Below are 16,488 nucleotides of genomic sequence, written 5' to 3'. Positions count from 1 at the left end.
AGGTCGATCTCAGCCCTGCTTGGTGGCCTGTGGGGCATGGCGAGCTACGGTCGCGTCCATCGCCTCGCGCAGCGCCGGTATCTCGTCGACCAAGCGGGCGAGGTCGTCGCGGTTGATGTGGAGCACCTCGGCCCGCCCCGTCGTCGTCACGGTCGCGTTGCGCAACGCGCCGCGGCGCAACACCGATTCGCCGATCACCTCGCCCGGGCCGACGACGGCGATGCGGTCGTGACCGACGTACACGCCGACCTCGCCGCTGAGCAGGATGTAGCAGGCGTCCGACGGGGTCTGCTCCTGGATCAGCGGCCATGGCCCCGACGTGGACGTGCGATGCGCGGCTTCGACCAGGCGCCGCAGGTCGCTGTCGGAGAACTTGGAGAAGGTTTCGAACTCGCGAAGACGGCGGGCGTCCTGTTCGATTTCCTGTCTGCGGGCCTGTTCACTTTCGCGGGCGTATTTGCGGTTGTCCATGAGGTCCCCGATCTACGGTGTTTCCCTGGCCGAACCGTAGTCCTCCTGCTGCGATTTGTGCACAGAAACGAGCGCTGAGCGCGCCTAGATGTGCACAAGTCGCCGGTCAGCGGTTCGCTGAGCCGTACTCCAGCGCGGGTTCGGCCGAGTCGACCTTGCCGTTGCTCGAGATCGTCAGCAGGCCGGGTTGCACGTCGTAGCGCGCGCCGTCGGCCGGATTGGTGGCGACGAACCCGTTACCCACCGGTCGCGCGTTGTTGAGCTGCACGTTGGCCCCGTCGCGCAGCCGCTCTCCGCGGTACTGATAGCTGCCCGCACCCGTTTCGCAGATCACCGCCAGCGACTGCGCCGTCCGGATCGCCGCGACCGGCGTGCTCCCCGAGTCGCAGCGCGTGGTGTGCCCGATGAAGCCCTGCGAGTCCGTGCCTGACACCCCGGCGATCGGCGGTCCGGTGGTCGTCGGCGTCGTCGTGGTTGTCGTGGTTGTCGTCGTCGACGGCGCGGTGGTCGTGGGCGGGGTCGTCGTCTCGGTCGTCGTCGACGGCGGCACGGCCAGCGGCGTCTGCGGCGCCGAACCGCTCCCGTTGTCGCTGAACGCCAGCACCATGGCCAGCACCACCGCCGCGGTGAACAGCACGACCGTCGTCACGACCAGCCCAACCTGCGCCGGACCGAAACGCTTGCGGTTTGTCGGTGGCGGCGGCTGCGGTGCATACATCGGCGGATAGCGGGTGCTCGCCGGGTTTGGGTCCACCGCGGAAAACTGGCGCGTCGACGGAGCCAGCGGCGGTGGCGGGGCTACCGGCATCGCGACCGGTGGCTGCTCGGCCGCAGCGGCGGCCGCCTTGGCCAACTCGCCGGCCGTCGTGTAGCGGTCCGTGGGCTTCTTCGCCATGCCGCGCTCGATGACCTCGTCGAACGCCCGGCTGATGCCGCGTCGCATGATGCTCGGCCGCGGCGGCGGCGAGAACAGGTGCGCGCCCATGATCTCGCGCAGATCGCCGGAGTCGTACGGCGCCCGGCCGGTTAGGCATTCGTAGAGCAGGCAGGTCAGCGAGTAGATGTCGGAGGCCGGGCCGCCCCGTTCGCCGCTGATGCGTTCGGGCGCCATGTACGCACACGACCCGATCACCAGGCCGGTCTTGGTGACGTTCGCTTCGCCGCCGCCGTGCGCGATGCCGAAGTCGACGATGTAGGCGAAATCGTCGTGGGTCAGCAACACGTTCTCGGGCTTGATGTCGCGGTGTACCAGCCCATTCGAATGCGCGGCGTCCAGCGCGGCCGCGACCTGGGCGATGATCGACACCCCCCGCGTCGCCGGCAACGGACCGGCCGTCCGGATCAACTCCTTGAGGCTGGCCCCCTCGACCAGGCGCATGTCGATGTAAAGCACACCGTCGATGTCGCCGAAGTCGTGAACCGGGATGACGTGCGGTTCCTGCAGGCGCGCGGCGACGCGCGACTCCCGCCGGAAACGTTCCTGGAAGGCGGGATCGGCCGCCATATCCGGGCGCAGCAGCTTGATGGCAACGGTCCGTTCCTTTGCGGTGTCCCAGGCGCGGTAGACCTCGCCCATCCCGCCGACGCCGATCAGAGACTTCAGCTCATACGGCCCGAATCGCGTGCCCAGACGGGAACCGCCCTTCGGGGAGCTCACATGCCATCCTTTCTCTTCTCGACACCAGCGCAGCAATCAGTGGTGTTCCCGCAACGCCGTCCTACGTAACCCGCTCCCCGCAGCGGGTGGCCTGCCGACTCCGATGTCGCAGCAGCACAGGCGATTTCCTCAGTGCGCCAGGCTACCGATTATTTCGCTCGGCGGTGAACGCGACGGTCACCGCGTCGGCGACCTTCATCGCGCCCATCAGCATGGAGTACGGCTTGAGGCCGAAGTCAGAGTGCCGCACGGTGGTTTCGCATGACATGCGCCACACATCGTCGAGGTCCTGCACGATCACGTCGACGACCTGGTCGCGCGTCTTGCCGTTGATCTGCAACGTTCCGGTGAGACGGTATCCGTCTTCGATCTTCTTGATATCCCTGGTTTCGAACTCGATACGCGGAAACCGCTTCGCATTCAGCACTTTCAGCGCATTCGACCGCGCGAGCGCCTTCTCGGGTCCGGTCAGCGGCGTCACGCCGCCCTCACCGCTGAGCACCTCGAGCGAGTCCACCTCGACCGTGAGCGCCACCTCGGCGGGTTCGCCATCGGACCAGCCGACCGTGGCATGCCAGGAGTTCAGGGCGATGGTCAGGCGGTGACCCATCTTTGCCGCCCGGCCCTCGACACCGGTGCGGATCTCGAGGCGGCCCTCGGATTCATCCATGGTCCAGGTCTGAGCGTTCATGCATTCATTGTCGCGGTTCCCGGAAACTGATCGTGACTGTCGCAACCACGACTAAGGCCTTTTGTCCCTACCCGTCGATATCGGGCGAACGCGACACTTCAGTGAAAGGGGACGGAAGGACCGGTGAGCGATGACCCCGATCACGTGTCCGCAGTGCGACGAGAACTTCGATGAACAGGAAGTCCACTGGGTGACCAATGCCGAGGGCGGGATCATCTATCGCCTGCCCTGTGAGCACATGGCGGTCGGTACCTGGAAGGACGGCGTCGTGAGCTACGGACCCGAACACGTATGGGAGCGTCCGGTCGATCCCGTTCACCATCATCGCTATTTCCACGACCACCACCACAGCTTCATCGACGACCTGGACAAGATCCTCGAGGAGAAGCTGCACGAGGAGTAGCGCCGTTTCGTGACGTCTCCCCCGGGTACCTCCACGCGATGGAGTCAGCCCACTTCACCGACATCACCGTGTCCGTCGATGGCACCGAGCACTCCGTGCGCGTCGACAACCGCGTGACCCTGCTCGACCTGCTCCGCGAACACCTCGGCGTCACCGCACCCAAGAAGGGCTGCGACCACGGTCAGTGCGGGTCGTGCACGGTTCTGCTCGACGGCCGTCGCGCCACCACCTGCCTGGCGTTCGCGGTCGCCCACGACGGCGCCGAGATCGTCACCGCCGCCGGCCTCGGCGACGGCGACACCCTGCATCCCGTCGCCCAGGCGTTCCTCGACCACGACGGCTTCCAGTGCGGCTACTGCACGCCCGGCCAGATCTGTTCGGCCGTCGGCATGCTCGACGAGGTCAAGTCCGGCGCGCCCAGCCACGTCACCGACGATCTCGAGAAGCCGCCCGAGCTGTCCGCCGAGGAGATCCGCGAACGCATGAGCGGCAACCTGTGCCGGTGTGCCGCCTACCCCAACATCGTCGCCGCCATCAGCGAGGCCGCCCGATGATCCCGTTCGCCTACCACCGCGCCTCCAGTGTCGCCGACGCGGTCACCACGGTCGCCGACCGTCCCGACGCCGTGTTCCTCGCCGGCGGCACCAACCTGGTCGACCACATGAAGCTCGGCATCCTCGAGCCGTCCCTCGTGGTCGACGTCGGCCACCTGCCCCTCTCCGATGTCGACCAGTTGCCCGACGGCACCCTGCGCGTCGGCGCCGACGTCCGCAACAGCGACCTCGCCACCCACCCGGTGGTCCGCAGCCGCTACCCGGTTCTCGCGCGTGCGCTGTTGTCGGCGGCCTCCGGCCAGCTGCGCAACCTCGCAACCACCGCGGGAAACCTGTTGCAGCGCACCCGATGCGTGTACTTCCAGGACGTCACCACACCGTGCAACAAGCGCACGCCGGGCGAGGGGTGCTCGGCGATCGGCGGCTACGTGCGCTACCACGCGATCCTCGGCGCCTCGGAACACTGTGTAGCCGTGCATCCTTCGGACATGGCCGTGGCGATGGCCGCGCTCGACGCGTACGTCGTGTTCGTGGACGGCGATGGCGAACACCGCCTGCCGCTGACGGAGTTCCACCGGCTGCCCGGCGACCGGCCCGACCGTGACACCGAGTTACCGCCCGGCGCGCTCATCACCGCGGTCGAGATCCCTCCGCCCCCGCACGGCGCTCGATCGACGTACCGCAAGGTGCGCGACCGCGCCTCCTACGCGTTCGCCTTGACGTCGGTGGCCGCAGAACTCGTCGTCGACGACGGCGCAGTCACGAGCGCCCGCATCGCGCTCGGCGGCGTCGCCCACAAACCGTGGCGTGCCCGCCGTGCCGAAGAGATCCTCACGGGCGCGCCGGCCACCGAGGACTCGTTCCGCCGGGCCGCGGACGCTGAACTCGAGGATGCACAACCGCTGCCGGGCAACGAGTTCAAGGTCGAGCTGACCCGCCGCACCGTCATCGCCACCCTGACCGAACTGAGCGAGCAACGATGACCAGCCTCGAACCCCGCGTCATTGGCACGCGTGTCACCCGGCTCGACGGGCCCGCCAAGGTCACCGGCACCGCCGACTACGCGTACGAGTACGCCGTCGAGAACGCCGCCTACCTTCATCCGATCCAGGCCACCATCGCCAACGGCAGGATCACGACGATGGACTCGTCGGTGGCCGAGGCGGTCGACGGAGTTCTCGCCGTGCTCACCGCTTTCGACAAGCACCGGCTGGCCGACACCTCGAACGGCGACCTCACGATCCTTCAGGGACCGCAGGTGAACTACCGCGGCCAGTTGATCGGTGCGGTGGTGGCCGAGAGCGCCGAGACCGCCCGTCAGGCCGCGGCACTGGTGCAGGTCGAGTACGACGCTTCCCCGCACGACGTCGAACTGCGTGCCGACCATCCGAAGCTGTACGCACCCGAGCAGGTCAACGCGGGCCACCCGACCGACACCGCCGAGGGCGACGCCGAAGCAGCGCTGCGCGACGCGCCCGTCGTCGTCGACCAGACCTACTCCACCCCGCACGAGCACAACAATCCGATGGAGCCACACGCATGCATCGCGTTGTGGGACAACGAAACCCTGACACTGTGGGATTCCACGCAGGGTGTCCATGTGGTTCGCAAGGAGATGGTGACGACGTTCGGCCTCGACCCCGAGAAGGTGCGCGTGATCGCGAAGAATGTCGGTGGCGGGTTCGGCTCCAAGGGCGCCCCGCACTCGCACAATGTGCTCGCGGTGATGGCCGCGCAACGGGTTCCGGGTCGACCGGTGAAGTTCGCCGTGACCCGGCAGCAGATGTTCGACTTCGTCGGATATCGCACGCCCACCATTCATCACCTGCGTCTCGGTGCCGAGCGTGACGGGATGTTGACGTCGGTGAGCCACGACGTGATCGCCCAGACCGCCACGGTCAAGGAATTCGCCGAGCAGGCCGCGGTTCCCACCCGGATGATGTACGCGGGAGCGAACCGCAAGACGTCACACCGGTTGGCGGCCCTCGACGTGCCCGTCCCGTTCTGGATGCGCGCTCCCGGTGAGTGTCCGGGCATGTTCGCTCTCGAGGTCGCGATGGACGAACTGGCCGTCGCGTGCGGCCTCGACCCGATCGAGTTGCGTATCCGCAACGAGCCCGCCGTCGACCCCGAGACCGGCAATCCGTGGTCGGACCGCCGCCTTGTCGAGTGCCTGCAGACCGGTGCGCAGCGGTTCGGCTGGGCATCGCGTGATCCCGAGCCGGGAACCCGTTGCGAGGGTGAGTGGTTGGTCGGCACCGGTGTGGCGTCCGCGGTGTATCCCGCGATGATCCAGCCGGGTAACAGCGCCCGCATCGAATGCGTCGCTCGGGGTCGCTACACGGTCGCGATCGGCGCCGTGGACATCGGGACCGGCACATGGACGGCGTTGAGTCAGATCGCCGCCGACGCGCTGGGCTGCGAGCTCTCGGCGATCGACCTGCAGATCGGCGACACCGATCTGCCCGCCGCGTCGGTCGAGGGCGGCTCGTCGGGTATCAGCTCGTGGGGGCGCGCGATCGTCGCTGCGGCACAACAGTTCCGGCACGACCACGGGGATCACCCGGACGTCGGCGTCACCACCACCGCGAGGCGCCGGAGAACGAAGAGGCGCCGAACTTCGGGATGTATTCCTTCGGTGCCCATTTCGTCGAGGCACGGGTCAACCGGTACACAGGTGAGATCCGGGTGCCTCGGATGCTCGGCGTGTTCTCCATCGGGCGGGTGATCAATCCGGCGACGCTGCGCTCGCAGCTGATCGGCGGCATGACGATGGGGTTGTCGATGGCGCTGCACGAGGAGAGCGTGCGTGATCCCCGCTTCGGCCACATCGTCACGAGGGACCTGGCGACGTACCACTTCAGCTCGCACGCCGACGTCCCGGCGATCGAGGCGATGTGGCTCGACGACGTCGACAAGCACTCGAACCCGATGGGCTCGCGCGGCGCGGGCGAGATCGGCATCGTCGGCTCCGCCGCAGCCGTCGTCAACGCCGTCTACCACGCCACCGGCATCCGGGTGCGCGACCTACCCGTGATGTGTGACGCGCTGCTGGGTTAGGTCGGGACGGCGACCCTGCTGACGACGCTAGCGAGCCGGCACCAACACGATGCTGCCCATGGTCTGCCGATTGACGAGGGCGCGGTGTGCCTCGACGACGTCGTCGAGGCAGTACTCGGTAACACTCGGGCGGAGGCGGTCGTCGGCGACAAACGCGATGAGCTGCTCGAGGGCCTGACTGATTGTGTCCGGGCGACTGCGCCAACCCATCAGCGAATAACCGCTCACGGAGAGATTCTGTGCCATCAGCGCCATTCCGGGGTACGTGGATGCGGTTCCACTGGCGGCTCCGAACGTCACGATCCGACCGAACGAAGCCATTACGTCCATGGTGTCGAGCGAGATTTGACCGCCGACGGAGTCGAGGACGAGGTCGACGCCGCGCCCGTCGGTCAGCTCGAGCACGGTCTTGGCCCATCCGGCTTCGGAGTAGTCGACAGCGAAGTCGGCGCCGTGCGCTCGAATATGGTCGAGTTTGCGCGGCGTTCCCGCCGTACCGATGACGACCGCCGCGCCGAGCAACCTCGCCAGCTGGATCGCGAGGGTCCCGACACCTCCTGCGGCGGCGTGCACCAGCACGGTATCGCCAGACCTGACTCTCCCGGCTTGGCGCAAGGTCTGGTATGCGGTCACTCCGTGAATCCAGAGGGTGGCCGCCTCACGGCTGTCCACCGTGTTGGGCAGCGTCACGACCGAATCCGATTGGGCTACGGCGAGTTCGGCGTAGCCGTGCTCAACCATCGCCGCCACCCGCGATCCGACTGCCGGCCCACCGGGGCCGGAGCTGCGCACCATCCCTGCGATCTCTTGCCCGACCCCGGCGGGCAGGTCGAAGGTCCCGAACGCGCCCTGCCGCTTCATCACATCGCCGTAGGTGACGCCGGCGGCTTCCACCTCGATCAGCACCTCATCCGGTCCGGGTACCGGCACCGCGCTGTCGCTGACTTGCAGCACCTCCGGTCCACCGAACTCGGTCATCCAGACGGCTCTCATCTTCCCTCCTGAACAGGCTGGGCGAGAACGCGATCCACGTCGTCCCCCACGGATGCGGGGCCGCTCTCGGTGCTGCGGTAACCGATGTAGCCGTCCGGCCGGATGAGCACGTAGCCACCGTCTGGCAGGTCATAGGCGGCGCTGACCGCGTCATCGGCTACCTGGACAACGCGTACCCAATCGGGCAACTCCGTCGGGGCGGGCGCGGCTCTGCCCAATATCAGCAGAGTGTGCCGCGTGGTGTCCAGCAGGTCGAAGAGTCTTGTGGCGGTGCCCTCTTGCGCGCTGAGTTTCACGTCGGGTGCGCGGTCGCCGACGGCGATCCGACCATGGGGGGCGCTGCCCGATCCGTCGTGATAGGACACGTCGATCTGTGAGATCGCACGCAGCAGGGCCCGTTGAACCGGTTGACGCGCCAGAATGCGCGGAGCGACGGTGCGGCGCATCTTCGTGCTCACCGGGTTGCGCAGCAGGGTCATCCGGGTGACGCGCCGGGTTCCTTTGACGAGTCGGCGGGCGACCGGCGCCCGCTCGGCGGCGTAACTGTCCAGCAACGCCTGGTCGGCCTCGCCGCGTACCACCGCCGCGAGCTTCCAGCCGAGGTTGAAGGCGTCCTGGATGCCCGTGTTCATCCCCTGCGCACCCACCACCGAGTGAATATGGGCGGCGTCACCGATGAGGGAAACCCTTCCAGCCGAGTGGGACTCGACCCTGCGCTGGTTGATCCGGAATCGGCCAGCCTGCCTGATCTCCGCGATCTTGGCCCCCGGTGGGGCACAGATGTCGACGGCGCGCTGCAATTCGGCGTGCGTTACGTCGCCGGTTGGGGCGGGTCGCTCGTTCTGTGCGACAGCAATCCGATGCCAGCCGTGCAGCATCGGAAAGTAGGCCACGAATCTGCCCCGGTTGAGGAAGGCGAAGAACTCGTCGCCGGGCAGATCCCAGTCCATTCGTAGATCGGCGACCGCGAAGTTCTCCTCGAACGCCGAGCCGAGGAAGCGCAGCCCGAGCTGTCGTCGGACGGCGCTGTGCGCTCCGTCCGCACCGACGATCCAGCTTGCCCGCACCGTGTCGCTGCCGCCGTCGGGGCGCCGCACCTCGGCGCTTACGTGGTCGGCGTTTTGGGTGAGTGCGACCATCTCGACCCGGTGCTCGACGTGTGTGCCGAGCGCGGCGAGGTTCGCGGTGAGGACCTCTTGCACCTCGTTCTGCGGGATCATCAGCAGAAACGGATAGGGTGACGGCAGAGCAGCGAAGTCGGCTCGCAGGATCTGCCGGTTTTCACTGAACACGTTGAACACTCGCGCTTTCAGCCCGCGCGCGAGTAGCTGCTCGGTGATCCCCTGCCGGTCAAAGAGTTCGAGGCTGCGAGCCTGTACGCCCAACGCACGCGTCTCAGTGTTGGGCCCGGTCGCGGCGTCGATGATTCGGGTGCGGATACCGCGGCGAGCCAGTTCGTTGGCCATCGTCAGGCCGGTGGGCCCCGCACCGACGATCAGCACATCGGTGTGGGCGGAATTCATGAACCCTCCTCTGCGGGAATTTTGGCGGCCAGGAGTCGCTCGAACATCTCGACGAGCTTGCGGCGGTGCGCGGTCTGGTCCAGATCGGTGATCGGGGCATAGGTCTCATGTAGTCCCTGAAGGGCGCCGAGCAGGACGACAGCGGTGAACTGCGGATCGCTGACGGTGAATTCGCCCTGTTGCACGCCCTCGTCGATCAGCGCGGTCACGGCGGGTAGCACGTCGGCGACGACTTGCGCGGTCACGCGGTGGTGCATATCGGTGAACGCCCGCGAGTAGAGATCGGCGATCAGGCCCGAGGTGGCGGCGTCGGTCAGTTCCCGGTAGCTGAAGTGGAAGTCCATCAGGCGGGCGGTCGGGGTCCGCGAGTGGTCCGTCAGCGCCGCTATCCAGGTGTCGGCGATCTGTTGCGAAGCCGCCAGCACACACGCTTCGAACACTTCGTCCTTGGATCGGAAGTGGTGGTAGAAGCAGCCTTTCGCGACGCCGAGTTCTCCGATGATCGCTGCGACGGTGGTTTTCTCGTAACCGTTCTCGGTGAACAGCTTGAGCGCGGCGCCGACGATCTCGCTCTTTCGCACTTCGGGTTGCTTGATCTCCCGCACCTGCCCTACGCTACAGACCGACGGTCGGTCTGTCTAGGAGGTGCCATGCGGAGCGTTCCTCGAACCGAACACCGGGTCGATCTGAGCGGCGGGGTCATCGAATACACGGATACCGGTGGCGACGGTCCTGTCGTCGTGCTGCTGCACGGGGTCAACATGGATAACTCCCTGTGGGACAACGTTGTTGCCCGGTTAGCACCGGCGCATCGGTGCATCTGTCCCACGCTTCCGCTCGGCAGCCACCGCCTGCCGATGAGGCGTGGGGAGCTGGTGACCCATACGGGCGTCGCGGCACTGGTCGGCGAGTTCATCGACAGGTTGGATCTACGCGACGTGACGCTGGTGCTCAATGACTGGGGAGGTGCGCAGTTCCTGCTCGCCGAGGGCGCCGAGCGAATCTCCGCACTCGCCCTGGTCGCCTGCGAAGCTTTCGACAACTTCCCGCCGGGACTACCGGGGAAGGCCATCGCCTCCAGCGCGAGAATCCCCGGTGTCCTGTGGCTGACGATGCAGCTTCAACGGTTCGGCTGGTTCCGCCGCGCCCCTGGCGGCTGGGGTTGGATGGCCAAGCACCCGATACCCAAAGACGTGATGGATCAATGGTTTCGCCCAGCGCTGGTCGACAGCCGAGTGCGGCGCGATCTGCGCACCTTCGCCGGCTCGACGCCCAGCCGCGCGCGATTGAGCGAGCTGACCGATCAGCTTCGGACCTTCGACCGGCCGGCACTTGTGGTGTGGGCGACCGAAGACAAGGTGATGCCGGCGGAGCACGGCCGGCGTCTGGCATCGCTGTTCCCGCGTGGCCGCCTGGTCGAAATCGGCGACAGCTACACCCTGATACCGATGGATCAGCCCGCTCGCCTCGCCGACGAACTGCGAGAGTTCATTGCCGCGGGGGCCCTCAGATCGGGGGGTACGGCAAGCTGAACTCGTCGGCCAGCAGGCTCTGCACGACAATCATCGCCGCCTTCGATCCCGCGGCGATCGCGCCTGCCACGTAGGGCTGCTCGCTGCAGAGATCACCCGCGGCGAACACGCCGCTGGCCTCCGTGCGATGGATCGGGTCGATGCTGATGGTGTCGGCGGCCAATGGGCCCGGCGTGCACGCGGCACCCAGCTGCTCGGCGAGCGCTGAGCGTTGTTTGAGGGGCGCCTCGACGAGGAGCCCGTCGCGGGCCAGCCGGTCACCGTCGGCGAACGCGATCGCGCTCAGTTGTCCGTCCTCGCTGAGCAATTCGACGACTCGACGGTCTTCGATGGTCACGTCGGCGGCCTTCAGCACCTGCTTGTCCGCGGGTGACAGGTCGGTGCGCCCGTCGGTCAGCAGCACGACGTCGTCGCTCCAGCCGCGAAGCATCAGCGCGGAGTGCATCGCCTCTTCGCCGGCGGCCATGGTGGCGAGCCGCTTGTCCCGCATCTCCCAGCCATGGCAGAACGGACATTGGAAAACCGAGGTGCCCCACAGCTCGGCGAGCCCGGGCAGGTCCGGCGGGCAGTACTGCATGCCGGTCGCGAGCAGCACCCGCTTGGCAAGAATGGGATCACCGTCATCGGGCTCGAGGATGAAGCCGTTGTCGACCGGGCGGCCACTGACGATCTGGCCGTGCCGGTACTCGACGCTGGGATAGGCCGTCAGCTCGCATCGTCCTTGGGCGTACAGCTCGGCGGGCGGACGCTGGTCGTAGCCGAGCATGCCGCCCATCACCTTCGCGGCGCGGTTGCTCTGTTCGTCGGCGTCGATGACGACCGTGCGCCGTCTCGCCCGCCCCAGCACGAGGGCGGCGCTCAACCCGGCGGCCCCTCCCCCGACGACGGCACATTCCCAATCCATGGCCACATCGTTCCCGAGGTGGAGGTTGTGAAACCTTCGCGTCGATGTGCCGAGGTCAGCGGGGTATGCCCGGAGAGCGTCCGATCGTCAACAGAGCCTTGAAGTGAAGTCGACGGACGGACCGGGCCAGCAAATTCTTCATAGGGAAACCCCTGATTCCCCGGGCCCCGGTATTCCGTAGCGTCTGTGCCGGGCAACTGATCAGCGTCGCGTCCGCGAACGCTCATGGGAATGTAGTGCTGTCGGGGCGCTTCAAACAGTGCCGGGTGGGCGCGGGAGCCGGACCAGTGCTCACATTGTCGATGACCGTGGACAACCGAAGGGGAGGCGCTGTGTGCCGAGAAGAGATTCCCAAGCTAGCTTTGCGGTGCTGCGCTGGGCGCGCTGGAAGCTGTGACACCAAAGGATTTGCGCAGTGAACGCGGGCTGGTTTCCCGACCCGAGCGGCCAACCGGGGCAACGCTATTACGACGGTCAGCGGTGGACACAGCACTTTGCGCCTACTCCGCCGCCGAGCGCTGCACCACCAACGGCGGTGGCTGTGGCGGTGTCATCAGGCGGCGGAGCGAACCATGCACTGCACTTAATACTGACGATTCTCTCCTGCGGCCTCTGGCTCCCGTTTTGGATTCTGTTCGCCATCTTCAGCGGGTCGGCTGGATCATCGATCGCGGTTGGCGGAGGTCCCGGTGGTGTGAACGTAGATACGCGGTCCCGGACGCCATTGATTGTTGCGGGCGTGGTTCTGGGACTCATCGTGCTCGGCATCCTTGCCGAGAACCCCTGGCTGCTCCTCGTGCTGGTCCCGATGGTCGGTGCCGGCGGATTCCTGTTCTGGAGGCATAAGACCGCCGAGGCTCGAAAAGCCCAAGAGTTACGCGAGCAATACCGCCGTGACGTCCTGGCCGCGCGCGCCGATTACGAGAGCAAGCTCTATGCCGAGGGCGATCCGGCGGGCATCTACGGGCGGTACCCGCCGCCGAATACCGGTGCACCCGTGACGCGGTTCAACGGTGAACGTCTGCCCACGGTGGAGGCCTGACCGCGGAGCAGGGCGCATGAATCCGCTTGCTTGAGCGGGTTGCCGTCGTAAGTCAGCCCTGTATGTCCGGGTAGGGATGGTCGTCGCGGTCGGGCGCGAGCGGAACCGCCGCGAGGCCGACGAGGAACGCGGTCAGGTGGCCGACTTCGGTGAACGTGGGCCGGGCGGCGGCGTTACCGGCCAGCGCCAGCGCGGCCACGGTCTGAGCGCCGGAGCGCCACGGCTTGCGGGTGTAACCCGACAGCGCACCGGCCACCCCGAGAACGAAGTAACTCACCCCGACGTCACGGGCATTCTCGAGCCGCTGCGGCGCTCGACCCTTCCGAATCAGGAACCGCAGATAGCTCTGGCCGACGTAGGTGGCGACGACGTGCGCGCCGATCCCGACGAGAAGCCAACGCCACCAACCCAACCGGCGCTCCGCCGGCGCGACGACACCGACGAACACCGGGACGTAGGGCCACCACCTGTGGTCGTCGAGCCAGAACAAGCTGGTGGTGAGCACGCGATGGGGCTCGCTGCGCAGCCGGCGCAGGTTCGTGGAGTTCCTGCGCTGGATCCGTCGCGACCCCCCATGTCCTGCCGAGCGCTGCACGCGGGTCGTGATGAGCAAGACGAGCAGCCACGCGAAGCTGAACGGGGCGCCGGCGACGGCGCGGAGTAGCCGCACCCGCTGAGATTAGCGCGATTAGCCACGCAGGCTTGCGGGTAGGCGAGCGTCGTTAGGAGCCGGTGATGACGACTGCAGACTCGGAGATCGACCTCGACGCGCTGTCGACCGACGACCACGGATACACCGTCACGACGAGGACGAAGACGACCCGGTACTGCTCGATCGTGACGGCAAGCCGATCGAGACGTGGCGTGAACGCTACCCGTACGACGAGCGGATGAGTCGCGACGAATACGAGCGGACCAAACGGCAGCTTCAGATCGAACTGCTGAAGTTGCAGAACTGGAGCAAGCGCACCGGAGCGCGGCACGTCATCGTGTTCGAGGGCCGGGATGCGGCGGGAAAGGGCGGCTCGATCCAGCGGTTCATGGAGCACCTCAACCCCCGCGGCGCGCGGGTCGTCGCGCTGGAGAAGCCGACCGAAGAAGAGAAGTCGCAGTGGTACTTCCAGCGGTACGTCAAGCATCTGCCGACGGGCGGGGAGATGGTGCTGTTCGATCGGTCCTGGTACAACCGCGCCGGCGTGGAGAGGGTGATGGGTTTCTGTACGCCTACAGCACGCCGAGTTCATGCGGCAGGCACCCGCGTTCGAGGAGATGCTGGTCAACTCCGGACTGCACCTGACCAAGTTCTGGTTCTCGGTGTCGCCGGCCGAGCAGCGGACACGGTTCGCCATCCGGCTGGTCGATCCGCTGCGGCAGTGGAAGTTCTCGTCGATGGACATGGAGGCGGTCAACCGCTGGGAGGACTACACCAGGGCCAAGGAGGAGATGTTCGTCGCGACCGACACCGACTATGCGCCGTGGATCGTCGTGAAGAGCAACGACAAGAAGCGGGGTCGAATCAACGCAATGCGATACCTGTTGTCGCGCTTCGACTATGACGACAAGGACGACGAAGTGGTCGGTGAGCCGGACCCGTTGATCGTGGGCCGGGCGCTGGAGGATTGACGCGCCGGATTTGTCGGACCCTTCTGTGATGATGTGGTCATGTCGATCGCTTCTGCGGATGCCCGGGTGGATGTGGGTCCCCACGAGCGTTTGGTGGGCCTGTTGGGGCAGTTGGCCGAGTTGTCGGGACAGCGCAACGCCATCGATGGGCGCATCGTGGAAATCATCGCCGAGATCGACCGCGACGGGCTGTGGTCAACCGCCGAAGGTGTGCGCTCGGTCAAAGCGCTGGTGGCCTGGAAACTGGGCATGGCAGATGCCACCGCCAAAAACGTGGCCGCCGTGGCGCAGCGCTTCGACGAGTTCCCGCGCTGCACCACCCAGATGCGCCAGGGCCGCCTGTCGCTAGATCAGGTCTGGGTCATCGCCCAGTACGCCGGGGCGGGCTCTGATGAGCACTACGCCCAGATGGCCTCGGTGGCCACAGTCAACCAACTGCGGTTCGCGATCAAACTCGAACCGCGCCCCCAACCCGACCACCGCGACCCCCCACGCGGCATCAGCAAAACCATCGGCGAGCAGGCCACCACCTACCGCATCACCCTGCCTCACCTCGAGGCCGCCGCACTCGAGGCCGCCCTGCAATCACACCGCGACGCGCTCATCGGCGAGCACACCGCCGATCACGGCCCCGACACCGGCGCTGACACCCACGAACGCCGACAGCTCGGCGATCTACGGTGTCGCCCGCCGTTTCCCACCTTGGCCGATGCGTTCATGCGCATGGTGCACAGCGCCTGGGACACCGAGGTGGCCCGACGCCCCCACGATCAACACACCACCGCCATCGTGCACCTGGACCTGGACAAGCCCGCGGCCTGGCCGCATCTGGGGCCGGTGCTCTGTGAAGCCGAGCGGCGCATGCTGTTGTGCGACACCACCTGCCAAGTGTGGCTCCAACGCCACGGCCAACTCATCGGATCGGGGCGCTCCACGCGGGTGATCAGCCGCCGACTACGCCGAGCACTCGAACACCGCGACCGCACCTGCCAAGTACCCGGCTGCTGGGCCACCCGCGGGCTACACGCCCACCACATCGTGCACTGGGAAGACGGCGGACCCACCGAACTGCACAACCTGATACTGGTGTGCCCGTATCACCACCGCATGCACCACCGCGGCCAGATCATCATCACCGGCCCCAGATGCGGCCAGGCCGCGGGCTTGTCCAGATCCAGGTGCACGATGGCGGTGGTGTGTTGATCGTGGGGGCGTCGGGCCACCTCGGTGTCCCAGGCGCTGTGCACCATGCGCATGAACGCATCGGCCAAGGTGGGAAACGGCGGGCGACACCGTAGATCGCCGAGCTGTCGGCGTTCGTGGGTGTCAGCACCGGTGTCGGGGCCGTGATCGGCGGTGTGCTCGCCGATGAGCGCGTCGCGGTGTGATTGCAGGGCGGCCTCGAGTGCGGCGGCCTCCAGGTGCGGCAAGGTGATGCGGTAAGTGGTGGCCTGCTCACCCACGGTCTTGCTGATGCCCCGCGGGGGGTCACGGTGGTCGGGTTGGGGGCGCGGTTCGAGTTTGATCGCAAACCGCAGTTGGTTGACCGTGGCCACCGAGGCCATCTGGGCGTAGTGCTCATCAGAGCCCGCCCCGGCGTACTGGGCGATGACCCCGACCTGATCCAGCGACAGGCGGCCCTGGCGCATCTGGGAGGTGCAGCGCGGGAACTCGTCAAAGCGCTGGGCGATGGCGGCCACGTTTTTGGCGGTGGCATCTGCCATGCCCAGTTTCCAGGCCACCAGCGCTTTGACCGAGCGCACACCTTCGGCGGTGGACCACAGACCGTCGCGGTCGATCTCGGCGATGATTTCCACGATGCGCCCATCGATGGCGTTGCGCTGTCCCGACAACTCGGCCAACTGCTCCAACAGGCCCACCAAACGCTCGTGGGGACCCACATCCACCTGGGCATCCGCAGAAGCGATCGACATGACCACATCATCACAGAAGGGTCCGACATTTAGCCTCTGTGTGAGTTCACGGGCAGGTCCGAGGGTCCGACTGGGACACGTGGTGATCCCTGAGATTTGAA

14 protein-coding genes and 4 pseudogenes are annotated in these 16,488 nt (G+C 66.8%); 9 read left to right on the top strand and 9 right to left on the bottom strand.

What is annotated here, in order from left to right:
* Positions 1-9: 9 nt before the first annotated feature.
* The 3 genes from AU072_RS19860 to AU072_RS19850 all read right to left on the bottom strand — a co-directional run bounded on the left by AU072_RS19860 (position 10) and on the right by AU072_RS19850 (position 2,819).
* Positions 10-471, bottom strand: coding sequence for a cyclic nucleotide-binding domain-containing protein (locus tag AU072_RS19860; RefSeq protein WP_064415391.1), 462 nt, complete (start codon positions 469-471; stop codon positions 10-12).
* Between the two features lie 106 nt (positions 472-577).
* The gene (locus AU072_RS19855; protein WP_064415390.1) at positions 578-2,128 is read right to left on the bottom strand and encodes a serine/threonine-protein kinase; all 1,551 of its coding nucleotides are present in this window, start codon (positions 2,126-2,128) and stop codon (positions 578-580) included.
* A gap of 142 nt (positions 2,129-2,270) precedes the next feature.
* Positions 2,271-2,819, bottom strand: coding sequence for a YceI family protein (locus tag AU072_RS19850; protein WP_064415389.1), 549 nt, complete (start codon positions 2,817-2,819; stop codon positions 2,271-2,273).
* 130 nt (positions 2,820-2,949) lie between these two features.
* Here AU072_RS19850 and AU072_RS19845 point away from each other — a divergent pair, with 130 nt between their 5' ends.
* The 4 genes and pseudogenes from AU072_RS19845 (at position 2,950) to AU072_RS19830 (ending at position 6,836) form a co-directional block, all read left to right on the top strand.
* Complete coding sequence (locus AU072_RS19845) at positions 2,950-3,222, top strand: hypothetical protein (RefSeq protein ID WP_064415388.1); 273 nt, start codon at positions 2,950-2,952, stop codon at positions 3,220-3,222.
* A 38-nt stretch (positions 3,223-3,260) separates the two neighbouring features.
* Complete coding sequence (locus AU072_RS19840; protein ID WP_064415387.1) at positions 3,261-3,776, top strand: 2Fe-2S iron-sulfur cluster-binding protein; 516 nt, start codon at positions 3,261-3,263, stop codon at positions 3,774-3,776.
* The gene (locus AU072_RS19835) at positions 3,773-4,759 is read left to right on the top strand and encodes an FAD binding domain-containing protein (protein WP_064415386.1); all 987 of its coding nucleotides are present in this window, start codon (positions 3,773-3,775) and stop codon (positions 4,757-4,759) included. The genes AU072_RS19840 and AU072_RS19835 overlap by 4 nt, the downstream gene beginning before the upstream one ends.
* Positions 4,756-6,836, top strand: a pseudogene (locus AU072_RS19830) (xanthine dehydrogenase family protein molybdopterin-binding subunit). Before AU072_RS19835 ends, AU072_RS19830 begins: the two are co-directional and overlap by 4 nt.
* Positions 6,837-6,863: 27 nt before the next feature.
* Here AU072_RS19830 and AU072_RS19825 read toward each other — a convergent pair.
* From AU072_RS19825 to AU072_RS19815, 3 genes are read right to left on the bottom strand one after another with little or no spacing between them, the layout of a single operon-like run.
* Positions 6,864-7,829, bottom strand: coding sequence for a quinone oxidoreductase family protein (locus AU072_RS19825; RefSeq protein ID WP_082680765.1), 966 nt, complete (start codon positions 7,827-7,829; stop codon positions 6,864-6,866).
* Positions 7,826-9,352 (bottom strand): FAD-dependent monooxygenase, encoded by a 1,527-nt coding sequence (locus AU072_RS19820; RefSeq protein WP_064415384.1) that lies wholly within the window; start codon positions 9,350-9,352, stop codon positions 7,826-7,828. Before AU072_RS19820 ends, AU072_RS19825 begins: the two co-directional genes overlap by 4 nt.
* Positions 9,349-9,957, bottom strand: coding sequence for a TetR/AcrR family transcriptional regulator (locus AU072_RS19815; protein ID WP_064415383.1), 609 nt, complete (start codon positions 9,955-9,957; stop codon positions 9,349-9,351). The genes AU072_RS19820 and AU072_RS19815 overlap by 4 nt, the downstream gene beginning before the upstream one ends.
* Positions 9,958-10,002: 45 nt before the next feature.
* Here AU072_RS19815 and AU072_RS19810 point away from each other — a divergent pair, with 45 nt between their 5' ends.
* Complete coding sequence (locus AU072_RS19810) at positions 10,003-10,884, top strand: alpha/beta fold hydrolase (RefSeq protein WP_064415382.1); 882 nt, start codon at positions 10,003-10,005, stop codon at positions 10,882-10,884.
* Here AU072_RS19810 and AU072_RS19805 read toward each other — a convergent pair.
* Positions 10,859-11,788, bottom strand: coding sequence for an NAD(P)/FAD-dependent oxidoreductase (locus AU072_RS19805; protein WP_064415566.1), 930 nt, complete (start codon positions 11,786-11,788; stop codon positions 10,859-10,861). The two genes, AU072_RS19810 and AU072_RS19805, sit on opposite strands and share 26 nt — an antisense overlap.
* Before the next feature lie 415 nt (positions 11,789-12,203).
* Between AU072_RS19805 and AU072_RS28965 the strand changes: the two are divergent.
* Positions 12,204-12,296, top strand: a pseudogene (locus tag AU072_RS28965) (DUF2510 domain-containing protein); the annotation flags it as partial.
* Between the two features lie 231 nt (positions 12,297-12,527).
* Positions 12,528-12,830 (top strand): hypothetical protein, encoded by a 303-nt coding sequence (locus AU072_RS28960; RefSeq protein ID WP_234787617.1) that lies wholly within the window; start codon positions 12,528-12,530, stop codon positions 12,828-12,830.
* A 52-nt stretch (positions 12,831-12,882) separates the two neighbouring features.
* Here the strand turns inward: AU072_RS28960 and AU072_RS19795 are convergent, their stop codons facing one another.
* Positions 12,883-13,500, bottom strand: coding sequence for a rhomboid-like protein (locus tag AU072_RS19795; protein WP_064415380.1), 618 nt, complete (start codon positions 13,498-13,500; stop codon positions 12,883-12,885).
* Positions 13,501-13,565: 65 nt separating this feature from the next.
* On the opposite strand from AU072_RS19795, the pseudogene ppk2 reads away from it, so the two are divergent.
* Positions 13,566-14,453: pseudogene (gene ppk2 / locus AU072_RS19790) on the top strand (polyphosphate kinase 2).
* Positions 14,454-14,492: 39 nt separating this feature from the next.
* A pseudogene (locus AU072_RS19785) lies at positions 14,493-15,596 on the top strand (DUF222 domain-containing protein); the annotation flags it as partial.
* Here the strand turns inward: AU072_RS19785 and AU072_RS27710 are convergent.
* Positions 15,551-16,387 (bottom strand): DUF222 domain-containing protein, encoded by an 837-nt coding sequence (locus AU072_RS27710; RefSeq protein WP_082697459.1) that lies wholly within the window; start codon positions 16,385-16,387, stop codon positions 15,551-15,553. The pseudogene AU072_RS19785 and the gene AU072_RS27710 overlap by 46 nt on opposite strands.
* Positions 16,388-16,488: the final 101 nt, after the last annotated feature.

The sequence above is a fragment of the Mycolicibacterium novocastrense genome (assembly GCF_001499835.1).
Lineage (GTDB): Bacteria > Actinomycetota > Actinomycetes > Mycobacteriales > Mycobacteriaceae > Mycobacterium > Mycobacterium novocastrense.
Note: the sequence above shows the minus strand (reverse complement) of the source record. Positions and strands in the feature narration are given on the sequence as shown.

What these genes read in the sequence shown, in the direction of transcription:
- AU072_RS19835 (WP_064415386.1), top strand. Translation starts at nt 3,773, where the DNA reads ATGATCCCGTTCGCCTACCACCGCGCCTCCAGTGTCGCCGACGCGGTC.
- AU072_RS19860 (WP_064415391.1), bottom strand. Translation starts at nt 471, where the DNA reads ATGGACAACCGCAAATACGCCCGCGAAAGTGAACAGGCCCGCAGACAG.
- AU072_RS19850 (WP_064415389.1), bottom strand. Translation starts at nt 2,819, where the DNA reads ATGAACGCTCAGACCTGGACCATGGATGAATCCGAGGGCCGCCTCGAG.
- AU072_RS19840 (WP_064415387.1), top strand. Translation starts at nt 3,261, where the DNA reads ATGGAGTCAGCCCACTTCACCGACATCACCGTGTCCGTCGATGGCACC.
- AU072_RS19825 (WP_082680765.1), bottom strand. Translation starts at nt 7,829, where the DNA reads ATGAGAGCCGTCTGGATGACCGAGTTCGGTGGACCGGAGGTGCTGCAA.
- AU072_RS27710 (WP_082697459.1), bottom strand. Translation starts at nt 16,387, where the DNA reads ATGTCGATCGCTTCTGCGGATGCCCAGGTGGATGTGGGTCCCCACGAG.
- AU072_RS19810 (WP_064415382.1), top strand. Translation starts at nt 10,003, where the DNA reads ATGCGGAGCGTTCCTCGAACCGAACACCGGGTCGATCTGAGCGGCGGG.
- AU072_RS19805 (WP_064415566.1), bottom strand. Translation starts at nt 11,788, where the DNA reads ATGGATTGGGAATGTGCCGTCGTCGGGGGAGGGGCCGCCGGGTTGAGC.
- AU072_RS19845 (WP_064415388.1), top strand. Translation starts at nt 2,950, where the DNA reads ATGACCCCGATCACGTGTCCGCAGTGCGACGAGAACTTCGATGAACAG.
- AU072_RS19820 (WP_064415384.1), bottom strand. Translation starts at nt 9,352, where the DNA reads ATGAATTCCGCCCACACCGATGTGCTGATCGTCGGTGCGGGGCCCACC.